General features: G+C 73.7%; 11 protein-coding genes. All 11 read left to right on the top strand.

Going from position 1 to position 18,548, the window contains the following annotated elements; genetic code table 11:
* The first annotated feature begins 36 nt into the window (after positions 1-36).
* The 11 genes from AB5J55_RS27415 to AB5J55_RS27365 all read left to right on the top strand — a co-directional run bounded on the left by AB5J55_RS27415 (position 37) and on the right by AB5J55_RS27365 (position 18,547).
* Positions 37-3,678, top strand: coding sequence for a DUF4132 domain-containing protein (locus AB5J55_RS27415; RefSeq protein ID WP_369273182.1), 3,642 nt, complete (start codon positions 37-39; stop codon positions 3,676-3,678).
* The gene (locus AB5J55_RS27410) at positions 3,675-4,775 is read left to right on the top strand and encodes an AAA family ATPase (protein WP_369273181.1); all 1,101 of its coding nucleotides are present in this window, start codon (positions 3,675-3,677) and stop codon (positions 4,773-4,775) included. The genes AB5J55_RS27415 and AB5J55_RS27410 overlap by 4 nt, the downstream gene beginning before the upstream one ends.
* Positions 4,775-7,216 (top strand): DUF5682 family protein, encoded by a 2,442-nt coding sequence (locus AB5J55_RS27405; protein ID WP_369273180.1) that lies wholly within the window; start codon positions 4,775-4,777, stop codon positions 7,214-7,216. Before AB5J55_RS27410 ends, AB5J55_RS27405 begins: the two co-directional genes overlap by 1 nt.
* On the top strand, positions 7,213-8,475 hold the full coding sequence (locus AB5J55_RS27400; RefSeq protein ID WP_369273179.1) for a VWA domain-containing protein: 1,263 nt from the start codon (positions 7,213-7,215) through the stop codon (positions 8,473-8,475). Before AB5J55_RS27405 ends, AB5J55_RS27400 begins: the two co-directional genes overlap by 4 nt.
* Before the next feature lie 14 nt (positions 8,476-8,489).
* Positions 8,490-10,604: a hypothetical protein gene (locus AB5J55_RS27395; protein ID WP_369273178.1), complete on the top strand. Its 2,115-nt coding sequence runs from the start codon at positions 8,490-8,492 to the stop codon at positions 10,602-10,604.
* Positions 10,605-10,669: 65 nt separating this feature from the next.
* Positions 10,670-12,376, top strand: coding sequence for a serine protease (locus AB5J55_RS27390; protein WP_369273177.1), 1,707 nt, complete (start codon positions 10,670-10,672; stop codon positions 12,374-12,376).
* 10 nt (positions 12,377-12,386) lie between these two features.
* The gene (locus AB5J55_RS27385; protein ID WP_369273176.1) at positions 12,387-14,504 is read left to right on the top strand and encodes a tetratricopeptide repeat protein; all 2,118 of its coding nucleotides are present in this window, start codon (positions 12,387-12,389) and stop codon (positions 14,502-14,504) included.
* Between the two features lie 84 nt (positions 14,505-14,588).
* Positions 14,589-16,040, top strand: a complete 1,452-nt coding sequence (locus tag AB5J55_RS27380; RefSeq protein WP_369273175.1) for a VWA domain-containing protein — start codon at positions 14,589-14,591, stop codon at positions 16,038-16,040.
* Positions 16,041-16,120: 80 nt separating this feature from the next.
* Complete coding sequence (locus tag AB5J55_RS27375; RefSeq protein WP_369273174.1) at positions 16,121-16,936, top strand: hypothetical protein; 816 nt, start codon at positions 16,121-16,123, stop codon at positions 16,934-16,936.
* The gene (locus AB5J55_RS27370) at positions 16,933-18,156 is read left to right on the top strand and encodes an ABC transporter substrate-binding protein (RefSeq protein ID WP_369273173.1); all 1,224 of its coding nucleotides are present in this window, start codon (positions 16,933-16,935) and stop codon (positions 18,154-18,156) included. The genes AB5J55_RS27375 and AB5J55_RS27370 overlap by 4 nt, the downstream gene beginning before the upstream one ends.
* A gap of 34 nt (positions 18,157-18,190) precedes the next feature.
* Entirely contained in the window at positions 18,191-18,547 is a 357-nt protein-coding gene (locus tag AB5J55_RS27365; RefSeq protein ID WP_369273172.1) for a CU044_2847 family protein, read from the top strand.
* Position 18,548 lies beyond the last annotated feature (1 nt).

Here is an 18,548-nt window from a genome sequence, read left to right as displayed (position 1 = left end):
GATCACCGACCGGGGGGTCGGCGAAGGGGAGGGGCCGTGCGGCGCTGGGAGTTTGTCGGGGACGGTTCGGCGAAGTTCTGGGAGGCGGAGGCCGAGGGCGCCGCTGTCACCGTGCGCTACGGGCGAGTTGGCGCGGAGGGCCGTACGCAGGTGAAGGAGCTGGACTCGGCCGAGGCGGCTCAGCTTCATCTGGCGAAGGCGATCGCGGAGAAGGAGCGCAAGGGGTATCGGGAGGTCTCGGCCGAGGTCGCTGTCGGCGATGCGGCGGATGCGGCGCAGGCTGTGGAGCCGGCACCGAGTTCGCCGGACCAGGTCGTCCGCGCCGACGAGGCCGCCCTGTCCGATGAGCTCGACGAGATCGTCCTGCCCGACGAGGAGACCTTCGAAGTACCGGCCGCCTGGCGGCGGTTGGTTCACCCGAGGCGGGGCGGGATCAGGCAAGGCGCCGTCGCTCCGCACGAGGACGCCGAGGAGCGGGTGGCCGACCGGCTGAAGGAGGCGGCGTCCTGGATCGAGCAGATGCTCTCCTCCCCGCTGAGCGACGCCCGGATCGTCGAGGCGACCCGCGCGCATCTCAGCGGGAGTCCCAGTCCGCTCGGCGCGGCCGCGCTGGCCGCGCTGACCATGCAGTACCGGCTCCCCAGCGGGGTCTTCGTGGACACCTGGGTCCACGACCACGGCCTGGCCTTCGCCGCGCGCGCGGTCGTGGAGTACTTCGACATCGAGGCCTACTGGCAGCAGTACGGCATGAACCGGCAGGATCCCCGGCTGCGCTTCCGGCCCGTCGGCGGCTATGTCGAGGCCCAGTGGGCGCGCCCCCACTTCGCGGACCGGATGCGGGCCCTGCTCGCCGCGGCCGACGAGGACTCCTACAGGGAGGCTGTCGCCGCGCTCGCGCCGTGCCGGGACGCGGAGCGTGGTCGCATCGTCGTGTCCTATCTGGTGCCCGGCGAGCGGGAGTGGGTCGCCGAGTGCTGCACGGGCGAGGTCGTGGACGACCCGCTGCTCCGGGAGATGCTGCTGTGCTCGATCGGCTCCCCTGAGCAGCTCGGCCATTTCGGCAGCAGGCTGCATCTGCACTGGGGCGGCTGGTCGATGGCGTTCGTCGCCACGCTCGCCGAGGGCACCGGCACCGCGTTCGCGCCCATGCTGGAGGAGGGGCTGGACGTCGCGTACGGCTCCGACCGGACCAAGATCCTCGCCGGCGCCCTGGTCGAGCTGCCCTCGGACGACGCCTTCGGCATCCTTCTCGCCCGCGTCGAGGACAAGCACGTCCGCCCGCATGTGCTGGAGGCGATGCGGCGCTACCCGGTCCGCGCGCTGCGCCTGCTGGGCAATGCGGCTCTCGGCTCCGCCAAGTACGCGTCGATGGCTCGGCAGTTGCTGGCCGCGCACGTCCATACGCACCGGAAGCTGACGGCCGCCGTGCTGCCCGACCTGCCCGCCGCCGTCGCCGACCTCGTCGAACCGATGCTCACCAGCAGCGACCGAGTGGCCGACGCCCCGCCGCAGGCGCTGCCCGCACTGCTGGTCAGCCCGCCGTGGGCCAAGAAGCGTACGGCCCGCAAGGCGCGCGTGGCGGACGAGACGCCGGTCGTCCCGGAGACACGGGTGGCCTGGCTGCCGGGTGAGCGGGAGAAGTGGGCCGGCACCAAGTCCTGGTACGGCGAGTGGCGCGGTAAGTACGCCTGGAGCAGGCAGATCGAAACCCTCCAGCGGGGCGAGCAGTTGCAGGACGTCCGCGACGTCCGGCTGTTCGTCGACGGGCCCGAGGACGTCGTACGACCGCTGCTGGCCGTCTGTGCCCCCAAGGACTACTGGGACGGCGAGTCCTCCCTCAAGCCGGTCGCGGCCAAGCACGAGGTGCACGCCCTGCCGTTGCTGCTGCATGCCGCCGCCCGGCATCCCTCCACCCTGGGAACGCCGGTCCTGCCGTATCTGAGTGTCGAGGTCGCCGCGCTGGTGTGCGACTGGCTGGCCCGGCTGAAGTCGGCCGACGCGACGGCCCGCGCGTGGCTGGTGCGGCACGGTCTGGCCGCCGTCCCGTTCCTGGTCCCCCACGCGGTGGGCAAGCCCGGCATGGTGCGCCGGGGCGCGGAGCAGGCACTGCGGCTGGTGGCGGACGCCCAGGGCGGGGAAGCGGTGCTGAAGGCCGTCGCCGAGTGCGGGCAGGAGGCCGCGGACATCGTCGAGGAGCTGCTGGCCGCCGATCCGCTGGAGAGCTCGCTTCCGGCACGTATGCCGGCCGTGGGCGCCTGGGCCGACCCCGCGCTGTTGCCGCAGATCCTGCTGAAGGAGGGTGGCGCGCTGCCCGCCGACTCGGTACGGCACGCCCTGACCGTGCTGGCGGTGTCCAAGCCCGGCGAGGTCTACCCCGGCCTCGACGTGCTGACCGAGCACTGCGCCGCCGACTCCCTCGCCGTCTTCGCCTGGGGCCTGTTCGAGCAGTGGCGGCTCGCCGGGATGCCGCCGAAGGAGAGCTGGGCGCTGCACGCCCTGGGCTGGCTCGGGGACGACGAGACCGTCCGGCGCCTGACTCCCGTGCTGCGCGCGTGGCCCGGCGAGGGAGCGCACCACCGCGCGGTGGAGGGGCTGGCCGTCCTCGCGACGATCGGCACCGACGTCGCGCTGCTGCACCTGCACGGCATCGCCCAGCGGGTGCCGTTCAAGGCCCTGAAGGTCCGCGCCCAGGAGAAGATCGCCGAGGTCGCGGAGGGGCTGGGCCTGACCGCCGAGCAGCTGGGCGACCGGCTCGTTCCCGACTTCGGTCTCGACGCCGACGGCAGCACGGTCATCGACTACGGCACCCGGCAGTTCACCGTCGGCTTCGACGAGCAGCTGCGGCCGTACGTCCGCGACGCCGACGGCAAGCCGCGCAAGGCCCTGCCCGCGCCCGCCGCCAAGGACGACCCGGAGCTCGCGCCGGCCGAGCGCAAGCGGTTCGCCGCACTGAGGAAGGACGTCCGCACGGTCGCCGGTGACCAGGTGCGGCGGCTGGAGGCGGCCATGGTCACCCAGCGTTCCTGGCAGGCCGCGGAGTTCCGGGACCTGTTCGTGGCGCATCCCCTGCTGTGGCATCTGGTGCGGCGCCTGGTCTGGCTCAGCGAGGCCGACGGCGAGGTGACGGCGTTCCGGGTGGCGGAGGACCGTACGTTCGCCGACGTCGAGGACGACGAGCTGACGTTGCCCGAGGAGGCGAGCGTCCGGCTGGCGCATCCGCTGCACCTGGGTGAGGATCTCGGCGCCTGGTCGGAGCTGTTCGCCGACTACGAGATCCTGCAGCCCTTCGCGCAGCTCGGCCGGGCCGTGCACGCCCTGACCGAGGAGGAGTCCGCCGGCCACCGGCTGACCCGGTTCGAGGGCGCGACGGTACCGGTGGGCAAGCTGCTCGGCCTCGCCAAGCGGGGCTGGGAGCGGGGCAGTCCGGAGGACAACGGCGTGGAGCGCTGGTTCCACCGCCGTATCGACGACGACCACTACGTGGTCATCGGTCTGGACGAGGGGATCGCCGTCGGCATGGTCGACACGTTCCCCGACCAGACCTTCGAGAAGGTCTGGCTCGACAACAGCCCCGGCGACTACTGGAGCAGCCGCCCGTACCCGCTGCGCTTCGGCGACCTCAGCCCCGTCATCGCCTCCGAAATCCTGGCCGACCTCACGGAGGTGACCGCGAAGTGACCGCGACCGTGGCTGTCGAGGACGCCGACGAGCAGCTCCAGCGCCCACCTGCCGAGGTCCGCCATGCCGAGGAACTCGCCGCCCTGCGCGCCGGCGACGGCGACCCGCGGCCGCCGGGCTGGCAGCTCAGCCTGCGGGCCGCCCGCCGCTTCATCGTGGGCGACGAACGGGCCGGCATCAGCCGCAAGTTCGTCGGCAACGTCTCCCTGGTGGAGCGGGCTCTGGTCACCCTGGCGACCAACCGCGGCCTGATGCTGGTGGGAGAGCCGGGCACGGCGAAGTCGCTGCTGTCCGAGCTGATCGCGGCGGCCGTCAGCGGCAGTTCCGCGCTCACCGTGCAGGGCGGCGCGGCCACCACCGAGGACCAGATCAAGTACTCCTGGAACTACGCCCTGTTGGTCTCCGAGGGCCCCTCGCCCCGCTCCCTCGTCCCCGCGCCCATGCTGAGCGGCATGGCCGAGGGCCGGATCGTGCGGTTCGAGGAGATCACCCGCTGCCCGCTGGAGGTGCAGGACTGCCTGCTGTCGCTGCTGTCCGACCGGGTCATCGCGATCCCCGAGCTGGACGGGCCGCAGGGCATGATCTTCGCCCGGCAGGGCTTCAACGTCATCGCCACCGCCAACACCCGCGACCGGGGCGTCAACGAGATGAGTGCCGCGCTCAAGCGCCGCTTCAACTTCGAGACGGTCTTCCCCATTCCCGACTTCGAAACCGAGCTGGCGCTGGTCGAGGCCGAGGCCACGGCGTTGCTGCGGCAGTCGGGCGTTGCGGCGGCGCCGCGCCGGGACGTGCTGGAGGTCCTGGTGGGCACGTTCCGGGAACTGCGCGGCCCGGCGGAGCGCGGCGAGCGGATGTCCACGGTGATGAGCACCGCTGAGGCCGTGTCGGTCGCGCACGCGGTGGGGGTGCGGGCCTGGTTCCTGCGGGGCGAGCCCGGCAGCGCGGCCGATGTGGTGACGAGCCTGGCGGGCACGGCGGCGAAGGACAGCCCCGAGGACCTCGCCCGGCTCCGGCGGTTCCTGGAGCAGGACGTGCCCCGGCGCAAGGGGGCGCAATGGCAGGCGCTGCACGACGCACGGCATCTCCTGGCGGACTGATGACGAACACCGTCGACTCCGGCTCCCCCGTCTTCCTCGGCGTACGGCACCACTCGCCGGCGTGTGCCCGCCTGGTCGGCCGCGCGATCGAGGCACTGCGGCCGGCGTATGTCCTGGTGGAGGGCCCGGCGGACATGAACGACCGGCTGGAGGAGTTGCTGCTCGGCCACCGGCTGCCCGTCGCCGTCTTCAGCCACTACCGCGACGAGACACGCGTCGCGACCTCGTGGGCCCCGCTGTGCGACTACTCCCCGGAGTGGGTCGCGCTGCGGGACGGTCGCGCCGCCGGTGCGGACGTGCGGTTCATCGACCTGCCGTCCTGGCATCCGGCGTTCGCGGAACGCGCCGACCGGCAGACCAACCGCTACGCCGACGCCGAGGCGAGGTACACGGAGGCGACGCGACGGCTGTGCGCGCACTTCGCCGTGGACTCGGTGGACGCTCTGTGGGACGGGCTGTTCGAGGTCGCCGGACCGGGCGACGGGGCCGAGCCGCACGACCCGGACGGCCTGGGGGCCCGCCTCGACGCCTACTTCGAGCTGGTCCGCGGCGACGCCGAGGCCGACCCCGGCGACCGGGCGCGCGAGGAGTACATGGCGTCCTGGGTACGGGCCGCCGTGGCCCGCGCCGGGGAGCGGCCCGTGCTCGTGGTGACCGGCGGCTTCCACCAGCCGGCGCTGCGCGCGCTGTCGTACCCGGGTGGCGGCCACGGCGACGGCGGGGCCGACGGGGCCGACGACTGGCCGGAGGTCCCCGCCCCGCCCGACGGTGCGCTCGGCGGCAGCTTCCTGGTGCCGTACTCCTTCCGGCAGTTGGACGCCTTCTCCGGCTACCAGTCCGGCATGCCCTCGCCCGGCTACTACCAGCAGCTGTGGGACAGCGGTCCGGGCGCCGCGGCACAGGGCCTGTTGCGCTCCGTCGCCGAGCGGCTGCGTGCCCGCAGGATCCCGGTGTCCACGGCCGGCCTGATCGCCGCGCGCGGTCTGGCCCAGGGGCTGGCCCTGATGCGGGGGCATCCGTATGAGACCCGGGTGGATGTGCTCGACGGTCTCGCCGGTGCGCTGATCAGCGACGATCTGGAGCAGCCGCTGCCGTGGACCGGCAGGGGCTCGCTCGGCGCCGGCACCCATCCGGTCGTGGTGGAGATGGTCGCCGCCTGCGCCGGTGAGACCGAGGGCCGGCTGCACCCCGACACACCCCTGCCCCCGCTCGTGCACGACGTCGCCGAGCAGCTCGCCCGCCTGGGCCTGGCCGACGCGGACGCACCGGTCACCTTCGACCTCACCGGCCCGGACGGCCTGGCGCGCAGCCGGGTCCTGCATCGTCTGCGCGTACTGGGCGTTCCCGGCTTCACCCGGGTCTCGGGCCCATCCGACGGCGCCGATCCGGTCTTCACCGAGCGCTGGGAGCCCGGCCCGGCGAGCGGACGGGAGGCTGCGCTCATCGAGGCGGGTGCGTACGGAGCGCGGCTGGACGAGGCGGCCTCCGTGACGCTCGGTGAGCGGGCGCGCGCCGCGGGCACGGCGGCAGGGCCGCTGGCCGGGCTGCTGTTCGACGCGGTGCTGTGCGGCGTCGGCCCGCTCTGCGACGAACTGCTGGACGCGCTCGCGAAGCAGGTCGGCCGGGTCCCGGAACTCGGCCCGCTCGGCGAGGTGTTGACCGCCGCGCTGGGGCTGTGGCGGCACGACCGGGTGTTCGGCGTGGCCCGCGGTCGACTGCTGGGCAGCGTCGTCGCGGGCGCCGCCGACCGCGTTTTCTGGCTGGCGGAGGGGCTGCACGGCGGCCCCGGTGTGGACTTCGCGCGGCTGCGCGCGATGGCCGCCGCCCGGGACGCGCTGCTGCACGCCCCGGAGTTGCTGTCGGTCACCCGCGAGGCCGCCGCCGAGGCCGCCTCCCGCATCGGCCGCGACCGGCGTGCCCCGGCCGACCTGCGGGGCGCCGCGTTCGGAATGCGCTGGGCGTTGGGCGTCCCCGACGACCCCGCGACGGCCGTGCAGGCTCTCTCGGCCGACGCCGCCGACACTCTCGGCGACTGGCTGGCCGGTCTGTTCGCGTTGGCACGCGAGGAGGTCGCCGTGGGCGGGACGGCCGATGTCCCCCGGGACGCGGATACCGGCGGTGCAGATGCCGACGGCGCGGATGCCGACGGCGCGGATGCCGACGGCGTGCCCCTGATCGACGTCCTGGACGGCATCGTCGCCGCAATGGCCGAGGACGACTTCCTCACCGGCCTGCCCGCCCTCCGCCAGGCCTTCGCCTTCTTCCCGCCCCGTGAACGCGAGCGCATCGCGGAACGCCTGCTTCAGCGGCGCGGTGCGCACGGCTCGGCCCGCTCCCTGCTGCGGACGACCGCCGACCCGCTGCAACTCGCCCGCGCCCGAGCCCTGGAGGAGAACGCGGCCCGACTGCTGGACCGGCACGGGTTGGGGGCGGTGCGATGAACTCCCCGGTTCCCGGTGAGACGCCGAGCGGGTCCGGCGGCACTCCGGACCCCACAGCCCCGGACCTCACCTCCCCGGACCCCACCCTCGAACGCTGGCGACTGATCCTCGGCTCCCCCGCCGAGCGCTGCACCGGTCCGCTGCGCGGTTCCGCCGTCGCCCGTGACGCCGCGCTCGACTGGCTCTACGGCCGTGACGAGGACCTGCGCCGCCGAGGGGTGCGCCGAGGCGGGTCGGGGTCCGACTCCCGCGAGGGCGGCAACGGGCCGTCCCAACTCACCGCCGTCGACTGGCTCGACGACATCCACCGGCTGTTCCCGAAGGAGACGGTGGAGCGACTCGAACGGGACGCCGTGGAGCAGTACGGAATCCACGAGATCGTCACCGATCCGGACGTCCTCGCCCGAGTCGAGCCCAGCCAGACCCTGCTGCGCGCCGTCCTGCGCACCAAGCACCTGATGAACCCCCAAGTGCTGGCCGCGGCACGCCGGATCGTCGAGACCGTCGTACGGCAGCTGATGGAGCGCCTGCGCCCGGAGGTCCGCCGCGCGTTCACCGGCTCCCGCTCGCGCCGCCCCAGCCGGCTGCCCCTGGCCCGCGACTTCGACTTCCGGACCACCATCCGCGCCAACCTCGCCCACTACCAGCCCGAGGAACGCCGCATCCTCATCCAGCGCCCGCACTTCCACTCGCGCACCCGCCGCCACCTGGAACAGTGGCAACTCGTGCTGCTGGTGGACCAGTCGGGGTCCATGGCCGGCTCGGTGATCCACTCCGCCGTCACCGCCGCCTGTCTGTGGAGCCTGCCGGGCCTGAAGACCCACCTGGTCGCCTTCGACACCGAGGTGGTCGACCTGACCTCGGAGGTGACCGACCCCGTAGAACTGCTGATGGGGGTGCAGCTGGGCGGCGGCACGGACATCGCCCGGGCCGTCGACTACGGCGCCTCACTGGTCGAGAACCCCCGGCGCACGATCGTCGCCCTGGTCTCCGACTTCTACGAGGGTGGCGACCCGTATCGCCTGGTCCGCACCGTGCGCCGACTGGTCGAGCAGGGCACGACCGTGCTGTGCCTGGCCGCCCTCGACGAGGCCGCCGACCCCGTCTACGACCGCGACCTGGCCGGGCGGCTGGCGCAGGTCGGCGCCCCGGTGGGCGCGATGACGCCGGGCCGGCTGGCCGAGTTCGTGGCGGAGAAGGTCGGCCGGGGAGGCCAGGGCGGGCCCGGCGGACAGGGCGGACCGGGAGGTCTCGGATGACCGGGACGACTGGGATGACACAGCCAACGACCATCCGCACCGATCTGCTGGCCCTGACGCCCCAGACGCTCGCCTCCCTCGCCAACCGCGGCCTCGTCAAGCGTGCCGAGAAGGACCTGGCGGCGGGCTCCGGCCCGGAGGTGACCGTCACCGACGACGGCACCGTACGCGGACGCTTCCCGGACGGGACGGACACGGCTCTCCCGCCGGGCCTCGGCCTGGACGCGGCGGACTGCGGCTGCGCGGCGACGGGGGTGTGCCGCCACCGCATCGGACTGGTGCTCGCGTATCAGCGCACGGCCGCGTCCGCCCCGGAGGCCGACTCGCCCGCAGCCAAGGCCGAGTTCGTCGACTGGACGCCGGCCGAGTTCGACGACGCCGCCCTGACCGCCGCGCTGGGCCGGGCGGCGCTCTCCGCCGCTCAGCGCGTCAAGGACCGCGGCTACGTCGCCAGACTGCACCGTCCTACCGCCGCCGACCCGGAACCCCGCGTCGAACTGCCCACCTGCACCGTCCGTTTCCCGGTCCCCCACGAGCTGGGCTACGCCCTCACCGACGCGTCCGCCGCACTGCGCGGCGAGGTGGTGACCCTGGCGGTCTGGGCGTTCCGGGCCGCGGACGGCACGGACGGCGCGAAGCCGGCAGAGGCCACGGCCACCGCAAAGTCCGCAGCGGGTCCCCTCACGCCGGCTACCAAAGCCGCAGCCACCACAGCCACCCCCACCAACCCCCAACCCACCGAGGTGAGCGTCGGCGCCCACACCCCCACCGCCACCGCACAACTCACCGAAGGACCCCTCCGCACCGCCCTGGCCCTCGCCGACGACCTCCTCCTGGACGGCGTCCAGCAGGCGGGCCCGGTCTTCGCGGGCTCCCTCGCCCGTGCCCGGGAGTCGCTGACCGCCGCCTCCCTGCACTGGCCCGCGGGCGCCGTGGCCGAACTGCGGGAGCAGATCGACGCGTACGCCACACGCGGCACGCACTACGAGGCGGAGCGCTTCGCCCTGCTGCTGGCCGAGCTGCACGCCAGGCACCGCGCCGCCGGCCATGACCCGGTAGGAGTGCTGGGCACCACGGAGGCACCGGAGACACCGCTGCGCCGGGTGCGGCTGATGGCGCTCGGCTGCCGGATCGGCGGCACGGCGCGCGACCGTACCGCCGAGACGTACTTCGCCCACGCCGAAGCCGGAATCGCGCTGGTGCTGCGCAAGCGCTGGGAGCTGACGGAGGACCAGTCCCTGACGGGGCACGAGTTGGCCGGCCGCCGCCTGCTCGGCTCGCCCCTGCGCACTCTCGCCGCCGCGAACGTGGTCAGCGAGCACACTTCACGCGCCGCCGACCGGACCGTCTCCATCTCCCGGGGCCGCATCGCCGCCACGAGCGTCACCCCGCTCGGCTCGGCCTGGCGGGAACTGCCCGGCAGCCTGTTGCTCCGGGACACCGCCGGGCACCTGCGGGCCGCCGGCGAACGGCCGCCCCGTCTGATCCGCCCGCGGGTCGAGGCGGAGTCGGTACGGGTGGTGGAAGTGGCCGCCGTGGAGTCCGTCGGCTACGACCCCGCCGCGCAGCGGCTGGAAGCGGTCGTACGCGACCCGGCGGGCAACGAGATCCTGGTCCGCGCCGCATACAACCCCCTCTGCCCGGGCGGCCTGGACGCGCTCGCCGCCGCGCTCGGCGACGAGGAGGTCCACGGCGTCAGCGGCATGCTGAACCGCGCACACGGCAGGATCGTGCTGGACCCGTTGGCCGTACTGACCTCCAAGGGCGTGATCATCCCCGACCTCGCCCCTGGGGAAGGCGACACCACCCTCGCCATGGCCCGGGCCCGTCCCACGGACCCGATCACCACGGCACTCGAATCGGCCCTCACCGCCCTGGCCCAGGCGGCCCACCACGGTCTGCGCCGACTGACGACGCCCGCCCGCACCCGCCTGACCGACAGCGCGGCGGCACTCCAGCGCGCCGGTCTGCACACGGCCGCCCGCCTGGTACGCGACCTGGACACGACCCTCCACCGCGACGGCGCGACGGCGGCCGTCCCGGCCTGGGTCGACGCCCAGATCCAACTGGCGGTGAGCCTGGAACTGCACGCGGAGGGAGCCGACACCGCGGGGAACCCGGATGGCTGAGGGACAGGGCTCACCTGGCCTGACAACTCGGGTCGATGCGGCGTCCGTTGCCATACCGTGGGCATATGGCGCTGCATCACCACAGTGACGGTCCATGGCGCGTGAGGGTGGACGACGAGGACGGCACGCCGTGCGGCGCCGGAGTACTGCTCGACGACCGGCATGTGCTGACCTGCGCGCATGTGGTCCGGGACGCCGGAGCGGGCCCCGGGGGCACCACGGCTCACGTGCGGATCAGCAGCGTCGCGTGCCGCCCGGAGTGGAGCCGCATCGCGCATGTCGCGCCGGGCACCTGGGTGCACAGGGACGACACGCAGCGCGGCGACGTGGCCCTGCTCGAACTCGACGAACCGGCCGGGTGCGGCACCCGCACCACCCTGTGGAAGGCACCCATTTCCGGCGGCTCGGTGCGCGTGTACGGCTTTCCCCATGCCGACCCGATCGGCATGGGAACGGACGCGCGGCTCGCGGGGTCCGGCGGCCGGCAGGGCGAGTGGGGGCTGCTGAAGCGGGTGCGCGAGGGCGATCCGTGGATCGAGCCCGGGTATTCGGGCGCGGGAGTGATGGCGCTGGGCGGCGAGTTCGACGGGCGCGTCATCGGCATCGTGGTGGCCGACTACGTCGACGGCGATGCGAAGGCGGCCTGGATGCTGCCCACCGAGACGGTGCTGTCGTATCTGCCCCGCATCGGTGAGCTGGGGTTCTTCGACGGGGACCCCACCGACGAACTCGGCCGCACACGCGGCGAGTTGGCCGACGACGTGCTGGTCGACCCGCTGCGGCTCGCCCTGACGCAGGAGCTCACCCGGCTGCTCGACAGCGCCTGGTCCGGCACCGTCGTCGTCGGCACCGGCGGCACGACCGCGGTCGGCGACTCCTGGCTGGTACGCCTCGTGCGCACGGCCGACCCGGCGACCCGGGCCACCGTCTCCGACGACGAACTCACGGGCGCGCCCGGCGACACGGTTCTCGGGCTGGGCGTCATCGACGCGGCCTACGACGCCCGCGGCAGGTCGGTCGCCGACGTGTGCGGCTATCTCGCGCGCCGGTTCGGGCTCCCCGGCGGGGACGCCCGCGCGGTGACGCGGCAGCTGCTGCGGCGCCGGCCGCCCGCCTGTCTGGTGGTGGGCGGCGTGGACCGGGCGCAGGACCCGGAGGCGCTCGTACGGGATCTGCTGGGGCAGTTGGCCGGACGGGCCCGGTCGCGGGGCCTCCGTCTCGTCCTCGGCTTCGAGGGCACTCCGCCGGACGGCCTCGCCCATGACGTGTCCCTGGACCCGGACCCGATCCGCGGACCCGCCGTCGGGGCCGTGACCGCAGCGAACGCCCAGGGGGTCGTCGGACTGCTCGCCGCCGAGGAGGACGCCGCGGCCGCGCTGGAACAGGAGTGGGGCGTGCGGTTCTTCGCCCCGCCCCGGCTGCCGCCCCGCGCGGCGCCGCAGCTGCGGGTCCGGCTGGCCGTCGCCCGGGTGACGGAGCCCAGCCCCGAACTCACCGCGGTCCACGACCGGGCCGTCGCCGCGCGCGCCGCCGTGGGCCGCTACGACCGCGAGGTGCGCCGGCTGGCCGGGGCCCACCAGGACCTCTCCTCGACCCTGGAACTGCACCGCCTGCGAGCGGCCCGGTACTTCGGCGACGAGGACCGCCGTCTCGCCGAACTGCACGCCCCCGCCGCCCGCGCACTGCAGACCGTGCCGATCGACCTCGCGGCCGCCCGCCGGTCGGTCGGCCGGTACGTGGACGAGGTCAACCGCCGTATCGAGGAAGGGTGACGCCGTGCCGATGTGCAATCGCCCCGACTGCGAGCGTGGCGAGGTCGACGAGCAGGGCTTCTGCGAAGCATGCGACCGGCGCCCGCTGCCGCGGGACCACGCCGCGCCGCCGGTCCGTGTTCCCGAGCCGGTGCGGGGAGCGGGCGTCGGCGTGGCACAGGTGCGGCCGGACCCCTGGTACGGGCTCGGGCTGGTCGACTCCGACCGGGGTCCCGAGGTCCCGGATCTACCCCTCCGGTCGGCGGACCCCGTTGCCGAGGAGCATCGTTTCTGCGCGAACCCTTCCTGCCGGGAGCCGGTCGGCAGGGGCGCTGTCGGCGAACCGGGCCGGACGAAGGGCTTCTGCCCCCGCTGCGGCACCCGCTTCGACTTCGCCCAGCCCAGCGGCCTCACCATCGCCGGCCGCTACGACGTCGAACGTGTCCTCGGCTCGGGCGCGTACGGCGCGGCCTACCTCGTCCGTGACCGCAACCTCGCCACGCACGTCGTCCTCAAGGCCCTGAACAAGTCGGTCGCACGGACCGCACTGCACGAACGGGACGTCCTGGTCGGGCTCCGGCACGACAGCATCGTCCGCATCCTGGGCTACGAGCACGAGGGCCCGCATCTCGTCCTGGAGTACGTCCCGGGCGTACCGCTCTCGGCGGGTGACGGCGACCGTCTCGAGACCCTCCTCGCGCACGGCATCCGCATCCTCCAGGCGCTCGACTATCTGCACGCCCGGGGCCTGCTGCACTGCGACGTCAAACCCCTGAACATCATCCGGTTCCGGGAGCAGAGCCCGGCGGGCGCGCTGGACCGGGTGCGGCTCATCGACTTCGGCGCGGTGCGCAGCCAGAAGGACGCGGGACCGGTCGTGGCGTACACCCCGCCGTACGCACCCCCAAAGGGCGATCCGGAGCACCGGCGTCCCACGCCGGGCTTCGATCTGTACTCCCTCGGCATGACTCTGCGCGAGATGTGCCACTCCCGCTGGACCGACCGCTCGGTGCCGGGCGTCGACTCGCTCCGGCTGCTGCTGGACCGCGCCACGGACACCGAGCAGCCCTGGCGACGGTTCGTGTCGGCGCGGCAGTTCGCGGAACAGCTCAGCGGTGTCATCCGGCAGGTCGTCGCGGCGGCGCCGGCCCATCGTCAAGTGGCCCGCCCGTCGGCCCTGTTCGGCTCGATGCCCGAGCCCCTGCACGGTGGCCTCGGGGCGGCCCGGCCGCTCGCCCACTGGGTCGAGGCGCGGCCCGGCGAGGACGCGACGCTGACGATGCGCGCGCCGTTCGCCTCCCCCGAGCCCGGCGACATCGCGGCCGCGCTCCCGGCCCCGCTGTCCGATCCCGACGCCCCGGACATGGCGGGTTCGGCCGGACGCGCCCTGGCGGAGAGCCGGCTCGCCCTGCGCCGAAGGGACCCGGAGCTGGCGGAGCGGACACTCGCGGCGGCGGGCCTGCCCGACTGGCACTGGCTGCACGCCTGGTACTCCGGCCTGATCGCGCTGTCCCGCGAGGACGCGCAGTCGGCCGCCCGGGCGTTCGGCACCGTACGGGAGGCGGTCCCCGGCGAGTTGATACCGCAGCTCGCCCTCGGCCTGTGCGCCGAACTCCGGGACGACCTCGCCGCCGCCCGGTCGCACTACGGCGCGGTCTTCGACACCACCCCCGCACTCGGCGCGGCCGGCTTCGGCCTGGCCCGCGTCCATCTGCTGTCCGGCGAGCGGACCGAGGCGGTGGGCACGGCCGTACGGCTGGCGCAGGAGTTCCGCTACGAACGCGAGGCGCGCGTGGCGGCCGTACGCCTCAGCGTCATGGTCCTCGACGAGTCCGCCCACCGGGAGCCCACCGGGGACGACCTGGAACGGGCCGGGGCGGGCCTGGACGGCCTCGATGTGGACGCGGCGGCGGCCGCGGGACTGCGCGCGGAGATCCGGTACGCGCACTTCCTGCACCATCGCGACCGCGAGCAACTGTCCGACGCGATCCGCGAACTCGGCCCGCACGCGCCCACCGAGCGCGAGTACGTCGCACTCGTGGACCTGGCGAACCGGCTGCGTCCCCCGCTGCGGTGGCGAAGGGCCGAACGGCGTGGCAGAACCGGTCATTCCCGTTTCGGAGGAGCACCCAGAACGCTAAGCTCCTGATACGCCGGGTAAGGGACGGTTACACGCTCCGTAAGGGACACGCAGCGACGCGATCGGGTGGTGCCGGTGGGGGACAGGTCGCCCTTGGGGCTCAGCTTTGCCCTGGAAGTGGACGCGCCCTCGGATCTGGCCCACGACGAGCAGCGCGCCGACGCCCTCGTCACCGTCACGGCACGCTCCGGCGCGGACGGGGAAGCGAACGCGGTCCCGGAGCGTCCGGGCGCCGAAATCCTCATCATGGACCGGTCGTTGTCCATGTCCGGCCGGAAGCTGGACGAGGCGAAACGTGCGATGTGCGCGGCCATCGACACCCTGCGGGACGGCACCTACCTGGGGATCGTCGCGGGCCACCACAAGGCCGAGGTGATCTTCCCGGCGACCGGCGGCCTGGCCCGGGTCGACGCCTTGACACGGGAGGACGCCAAGCTGCGGGTCGTCGCCCAGTTCGCCGAGGGCGGTACGGCGATCGGGCAGTGGCTGGCCTGCGCCCAGCGCCTGTTCGCGTCGGTGGCCGCCCCCGGCACCGTGCGCCACGCCGTGCTCTACACGGACGGCAAGGACGAGCACGAGACGGCCGAGCAGCTCGGCAACGTACTCACCGCGTGCACCGACCAGTTCGTGTGCGACGCCCGGGGCGTGGGCGGCGACTGGCACTACGCCGAGCTGCTGCGCATCACCGAGGCCCTGCACGGCACCGCCGCGGCCGTCGTGGCCGTCTCCGACCTCACAGCGGACTTCACCCGGCTCATGCGCCAGGCGCAACGCATCGTCGTGCCCCGCGTCTACCTGGGCCTGCGCCTCAACGACCGGTTCCAGCTCGCCTTCGTACGCCAGACCCGTCCCGTCGAGGCCGAACTGACGGCACGCCAGTACCAGGACGGCGAGACGCATGTCCCGCTGGGCTCCTGGCCCCCGGAATCCCGCCAGTACCACGTCTCCCTGCGCTTCGACCCGCGCGCCCTCACCGTGGATGAGGACCTGCGTGCCGCCCGCATCACCCTGCATGCCGAGCGCCCCGACGGCACGCGGCGGCCCTGTTCCGACACGGCGGCCCTGGTGGTACGCCGCCGCTCGACACCCGGCTTCGGGATCCCCAGGTCGGCCAATCTCACCCGGGTCGAGAACGAACGCGAACTCGGCATGGCGATGCGTGCCTGCGCCGACGCCCACCTGCGCGGAGACCTCGAACGCGCCGACCACGAGCTGCGCCTGGCGACCGGCCTCGCGCAGGACCTCCGGGACACCGTGCGGCTACGGCTGCTGCGGTCGCTGGCGACCACCGGTCCCGACGGGCGGCTGCGGGTGCGGCGCGATGTCTCCCGGGCGGAGATCCAGAGGATCGGGGTCGACTCGACGAAGACCGTGGCGCCCCGGGTGGACCCGGTCGAACTCCCGGTGCTCGACGTCCCGTTGCCGCCGCGTGAGTGCCCGCGGTGCGGTACGGCGTCGACATCGGCCTCGGCCAAGTTCTGCGAGGAGTGCGGGCATCGGTTCGGGGACGGCGCGGTGGGCGGGGAGCCGGTGGACGCGTCGTGAGGGCGGTGCGTGGGCGGGGCCTCTTGGCGCGCCTGCCTTGGGGACGGAATCGTTCGGGGCGGCGGGCCCATCCCGTCGTCGTGCTGCGTCGGCTCCGGGTGGGCGTGCTGAGCATGGTGGCGCTGACCGCGCTGCTGTATCTGCTGGTGGCCAACCGGGCCGGGGAGCAGATGGCCGCCGCGGACCGCACACGGCAGGCCATCGACAACCTCACGGAGGCGCGCGAGGAGGCCGTACGGGCGAAGGACGAGCTCAAGAAAGCGGCGGCGGCCACCGGCGAGGTCGACCTGATCGGCACCGGCACCGGCTTCGCCAACGCCACCAGCAGTGTGACCGCCCTCCTCACCTCGGCGGCGCAGGGCAACGCGGCCGGGGAGCAGGGACTGCACCACATCCAGTTCGTCCAGGGCCAGTTGACGACCTGTCTCCAGCTGGCCACCGGCCCGCAGGGTGCGACGGCGGCCATCCCGGCCGTGGAGGACGGGCCGGAACAGGACGAGGAGGGCCGTGACGTCCGGTTCACGGGCGGGCTCATCGAATCGCTCGAGGATCTCCGGGAGATCGAGACCTTGGCCCTGGACGAGCAGCTGCGGTCGCGCTGGCTGAATCCCTACCTGCTGTGGCCCCTGTTCATCACGCCGGTGGCCGTCATGCTGCTGCTGGCCTGCGCGACCGGCTGTGTCGTCGCCCGCCACTTCCGGCAGTACCCCAGCCCGGCGCTCGGCCTGGCACTGCTGGCGACCGCGTCCGTCGCCGTCACCGCGTGCAGCGATCCGCTGCTCCCCGGCAAGGGATGGGTCATGGCGATCGCGCTGCCCCTGCTCGTCGCCGCAGGCGGGCTCGGATACGTCGCCTACCGCCCCCGTATCGACGAGTACCGGTTCCCGCACCCATGACAGGGCCGACGGCACCACTCGTGCGCTGCGCCCTGGCCCTCGGTCTGCTCCTGGCGGCGGTCGGCTGCGGCGGGCCGGAGAAGGAGCGGGTGACGATCATGGTTCCCTGGTCCGGCACCGAGTTCAAGGCGTTCTACTCGGTCATCGAGGCGTTCGAGGACCGCAACCCCGGCATCGACGTCGAACCGCAGGTGACCCGAGCCCTCACCCAGCAACTCGACGCCGCGGTGGCCGCGGAGGCGGCGCCCGACCTGGCGGTGCTGCCGAGCGTGGGCGCGATCTCCAAGTACCGCAAGGACAGGGCGCTCAAGCCACTCGCCGTCGACACGGCTGCGTACGTCCAGCCGCTCCGCGAGCTGGCCATGGAGGACGGCGACGTCTACGCGGTCCCCGTCAAGGCCGACGTCAAGAGCCTCGTCTGGTACGACGCGACGAAGGTCGCCCCGCCCCCTCCCCGCACCTGGGCCGCACTGCGGGCCCGGCCCGAGAGCTGGTGCCTGGGGCTGGAGTCGGGCCCGACGTCCGGCTGGCCCGGTGCCGACTGGATCGCGGACCTGCTGCTCGCCGAGGCGGGCGTGGACACCTACGAGGCCTGGGTGTCGGGCGATCTGAAGTGGGACTCGACGCCGGTCGAGGAGGCGTGGCGGGCGTGGGGGGAGCTGATCGAGACCGCCCCCGCCGGCGCGGCCACGCGCGGGTTCAGCGAGGCCACCGACGGCATGACCGACAACTCCTGCTCCCTGGGCCGCGGCGCACTGTCCGCGATGGGCTTCGAGCCGGACCGGGTGGCGCCCGGCACGTACACGTACGTGACGCCGTCCCCGGATCGCGTGCTGGAGGTCTCGGCGGACTTCGTCGGCAAGTTCACCGGGAACAACGACAGCGCCGACAAGCTCATCTCCTACCTGGCGAGCGAACAGGCCCAGCAGGCCTGGGTGGACGCACCCGGGTTCGCGCTCTCGGCCAACAGGAAGGTGACGGCGTACGGCAACGGCACCCAGGAGCGGATCGCCGGGATGCTCCGTTCCGGTTACACGCTCTGCTTCAGCGCCGCCGACGCGATGGACCCCGATGTGTCCGCCGCCTTCTACCGAGCGGTCCTGGAGTACGCGAACGGCAAGGAACTGCCCGCACTGCTGGAGGCGCTCAACAGGGTCCAGCGGGCGATGCGGGACTCCCCGCCGCCCACTCCCCTCTGCGGCACCCCGAACCACGCCTGACGCGCCCCGACTCCCCCCTCCCCCAGGAGCCCCCATGCCGGACGCAGTCCAGTTCACCCTCTCCGACGGCACCGTCGTCCTCGTCGCCCCGCCCGCCCGCGCGGGCACCGGCGCGGTGGGACTCGGGACACGTCTGGAGAGCGCGGCGACCTCCCTGCGGGAGGCCCTGGCACCGGTCACCGCCGCCGCGTCCGACGTGATCGGCGGCTTCCGGTCCCTCGCCGAGCGGCCCGACGAGGTGGAGATCACCTTCGGCGTCGTCCTGGACGCCAAGCTGGGCGCAGTCCTGTCGAGCGCCACGGCCGGCGCCCACCTGGACGTGACGCTCCGCTGGAACGGCAACGGCAGCGGCAGCGGCGCGGGCGGGACGCCGGACTCCGGTACCCCCTGAG

It is taken from the genome of Streptomyces sp. R11 (genome assembly GCF_041051905.1).
Lineage (GTDB): Bacteria > Actinomycetota > Actinomycetes > Streptomycetales > Streptomycetaceae > Streptomyces.
The sequence above is the reverse complement of the archived record's forward strand: the minus strand, read 5'-3'. Positions and strand labels throughout refer to the sequence as shown.

Excerpts from the sequence above, each read along its gene's own strand:
- AB5J55_RS27400 (WP_369273179.1), top strand. The coding sequence starts at position 7,213 with ATGAACTCCCCGGTTCCCGGTGAGACGCCGAGCGGGTCCGGCGGCACT.
- AB5J55_RS27405 (WP_369273180.1), top strand. The coding sequence starts at position 4,775 with ATGACGAACACCGTCGACTCCGGCTCCCCCGTCTTCCTCGGCGTACGG.
- AB5J55_RS27390 (WP_369273177.1), top strand. The coding sequence starts at position 10,670 with ATGGCGCTGCATCACCACAGTGACGGTCCATGGCGCGTGAGGGTGGAC.
- AB5J55_RS27365 (WP_369273172.1), top strand. The coding sequence starts at position 18,191 with ATGCCGGACGCAGTCCAGTTCACCCTCTCCGACGGCACCGTCGTCCTC.
- AB5J55_RS27395 (WP_369273178.1), top strand. The coding sequence starts at position 8,490 with ATGACACAGCCAACGACCATCCGCACCGATCTGCTGGCCCTGACGCCC.
- AB5J55_RS27370 (WP_369273173.1), top strand. The coding sequence starts at position 16,933 with ATGACAGGGCCGACGGCACCACTCGTGCGCTGCGCCCTGGCCCTCGGT.
- AB5J55_RS27385 (WP_369273176.1), top strand. The coding sequence starts at position 12,387 with ATGTGCAATCGCCCCGACTGCGAGCGTGGCGAGGTCGACGAGCAGGGC.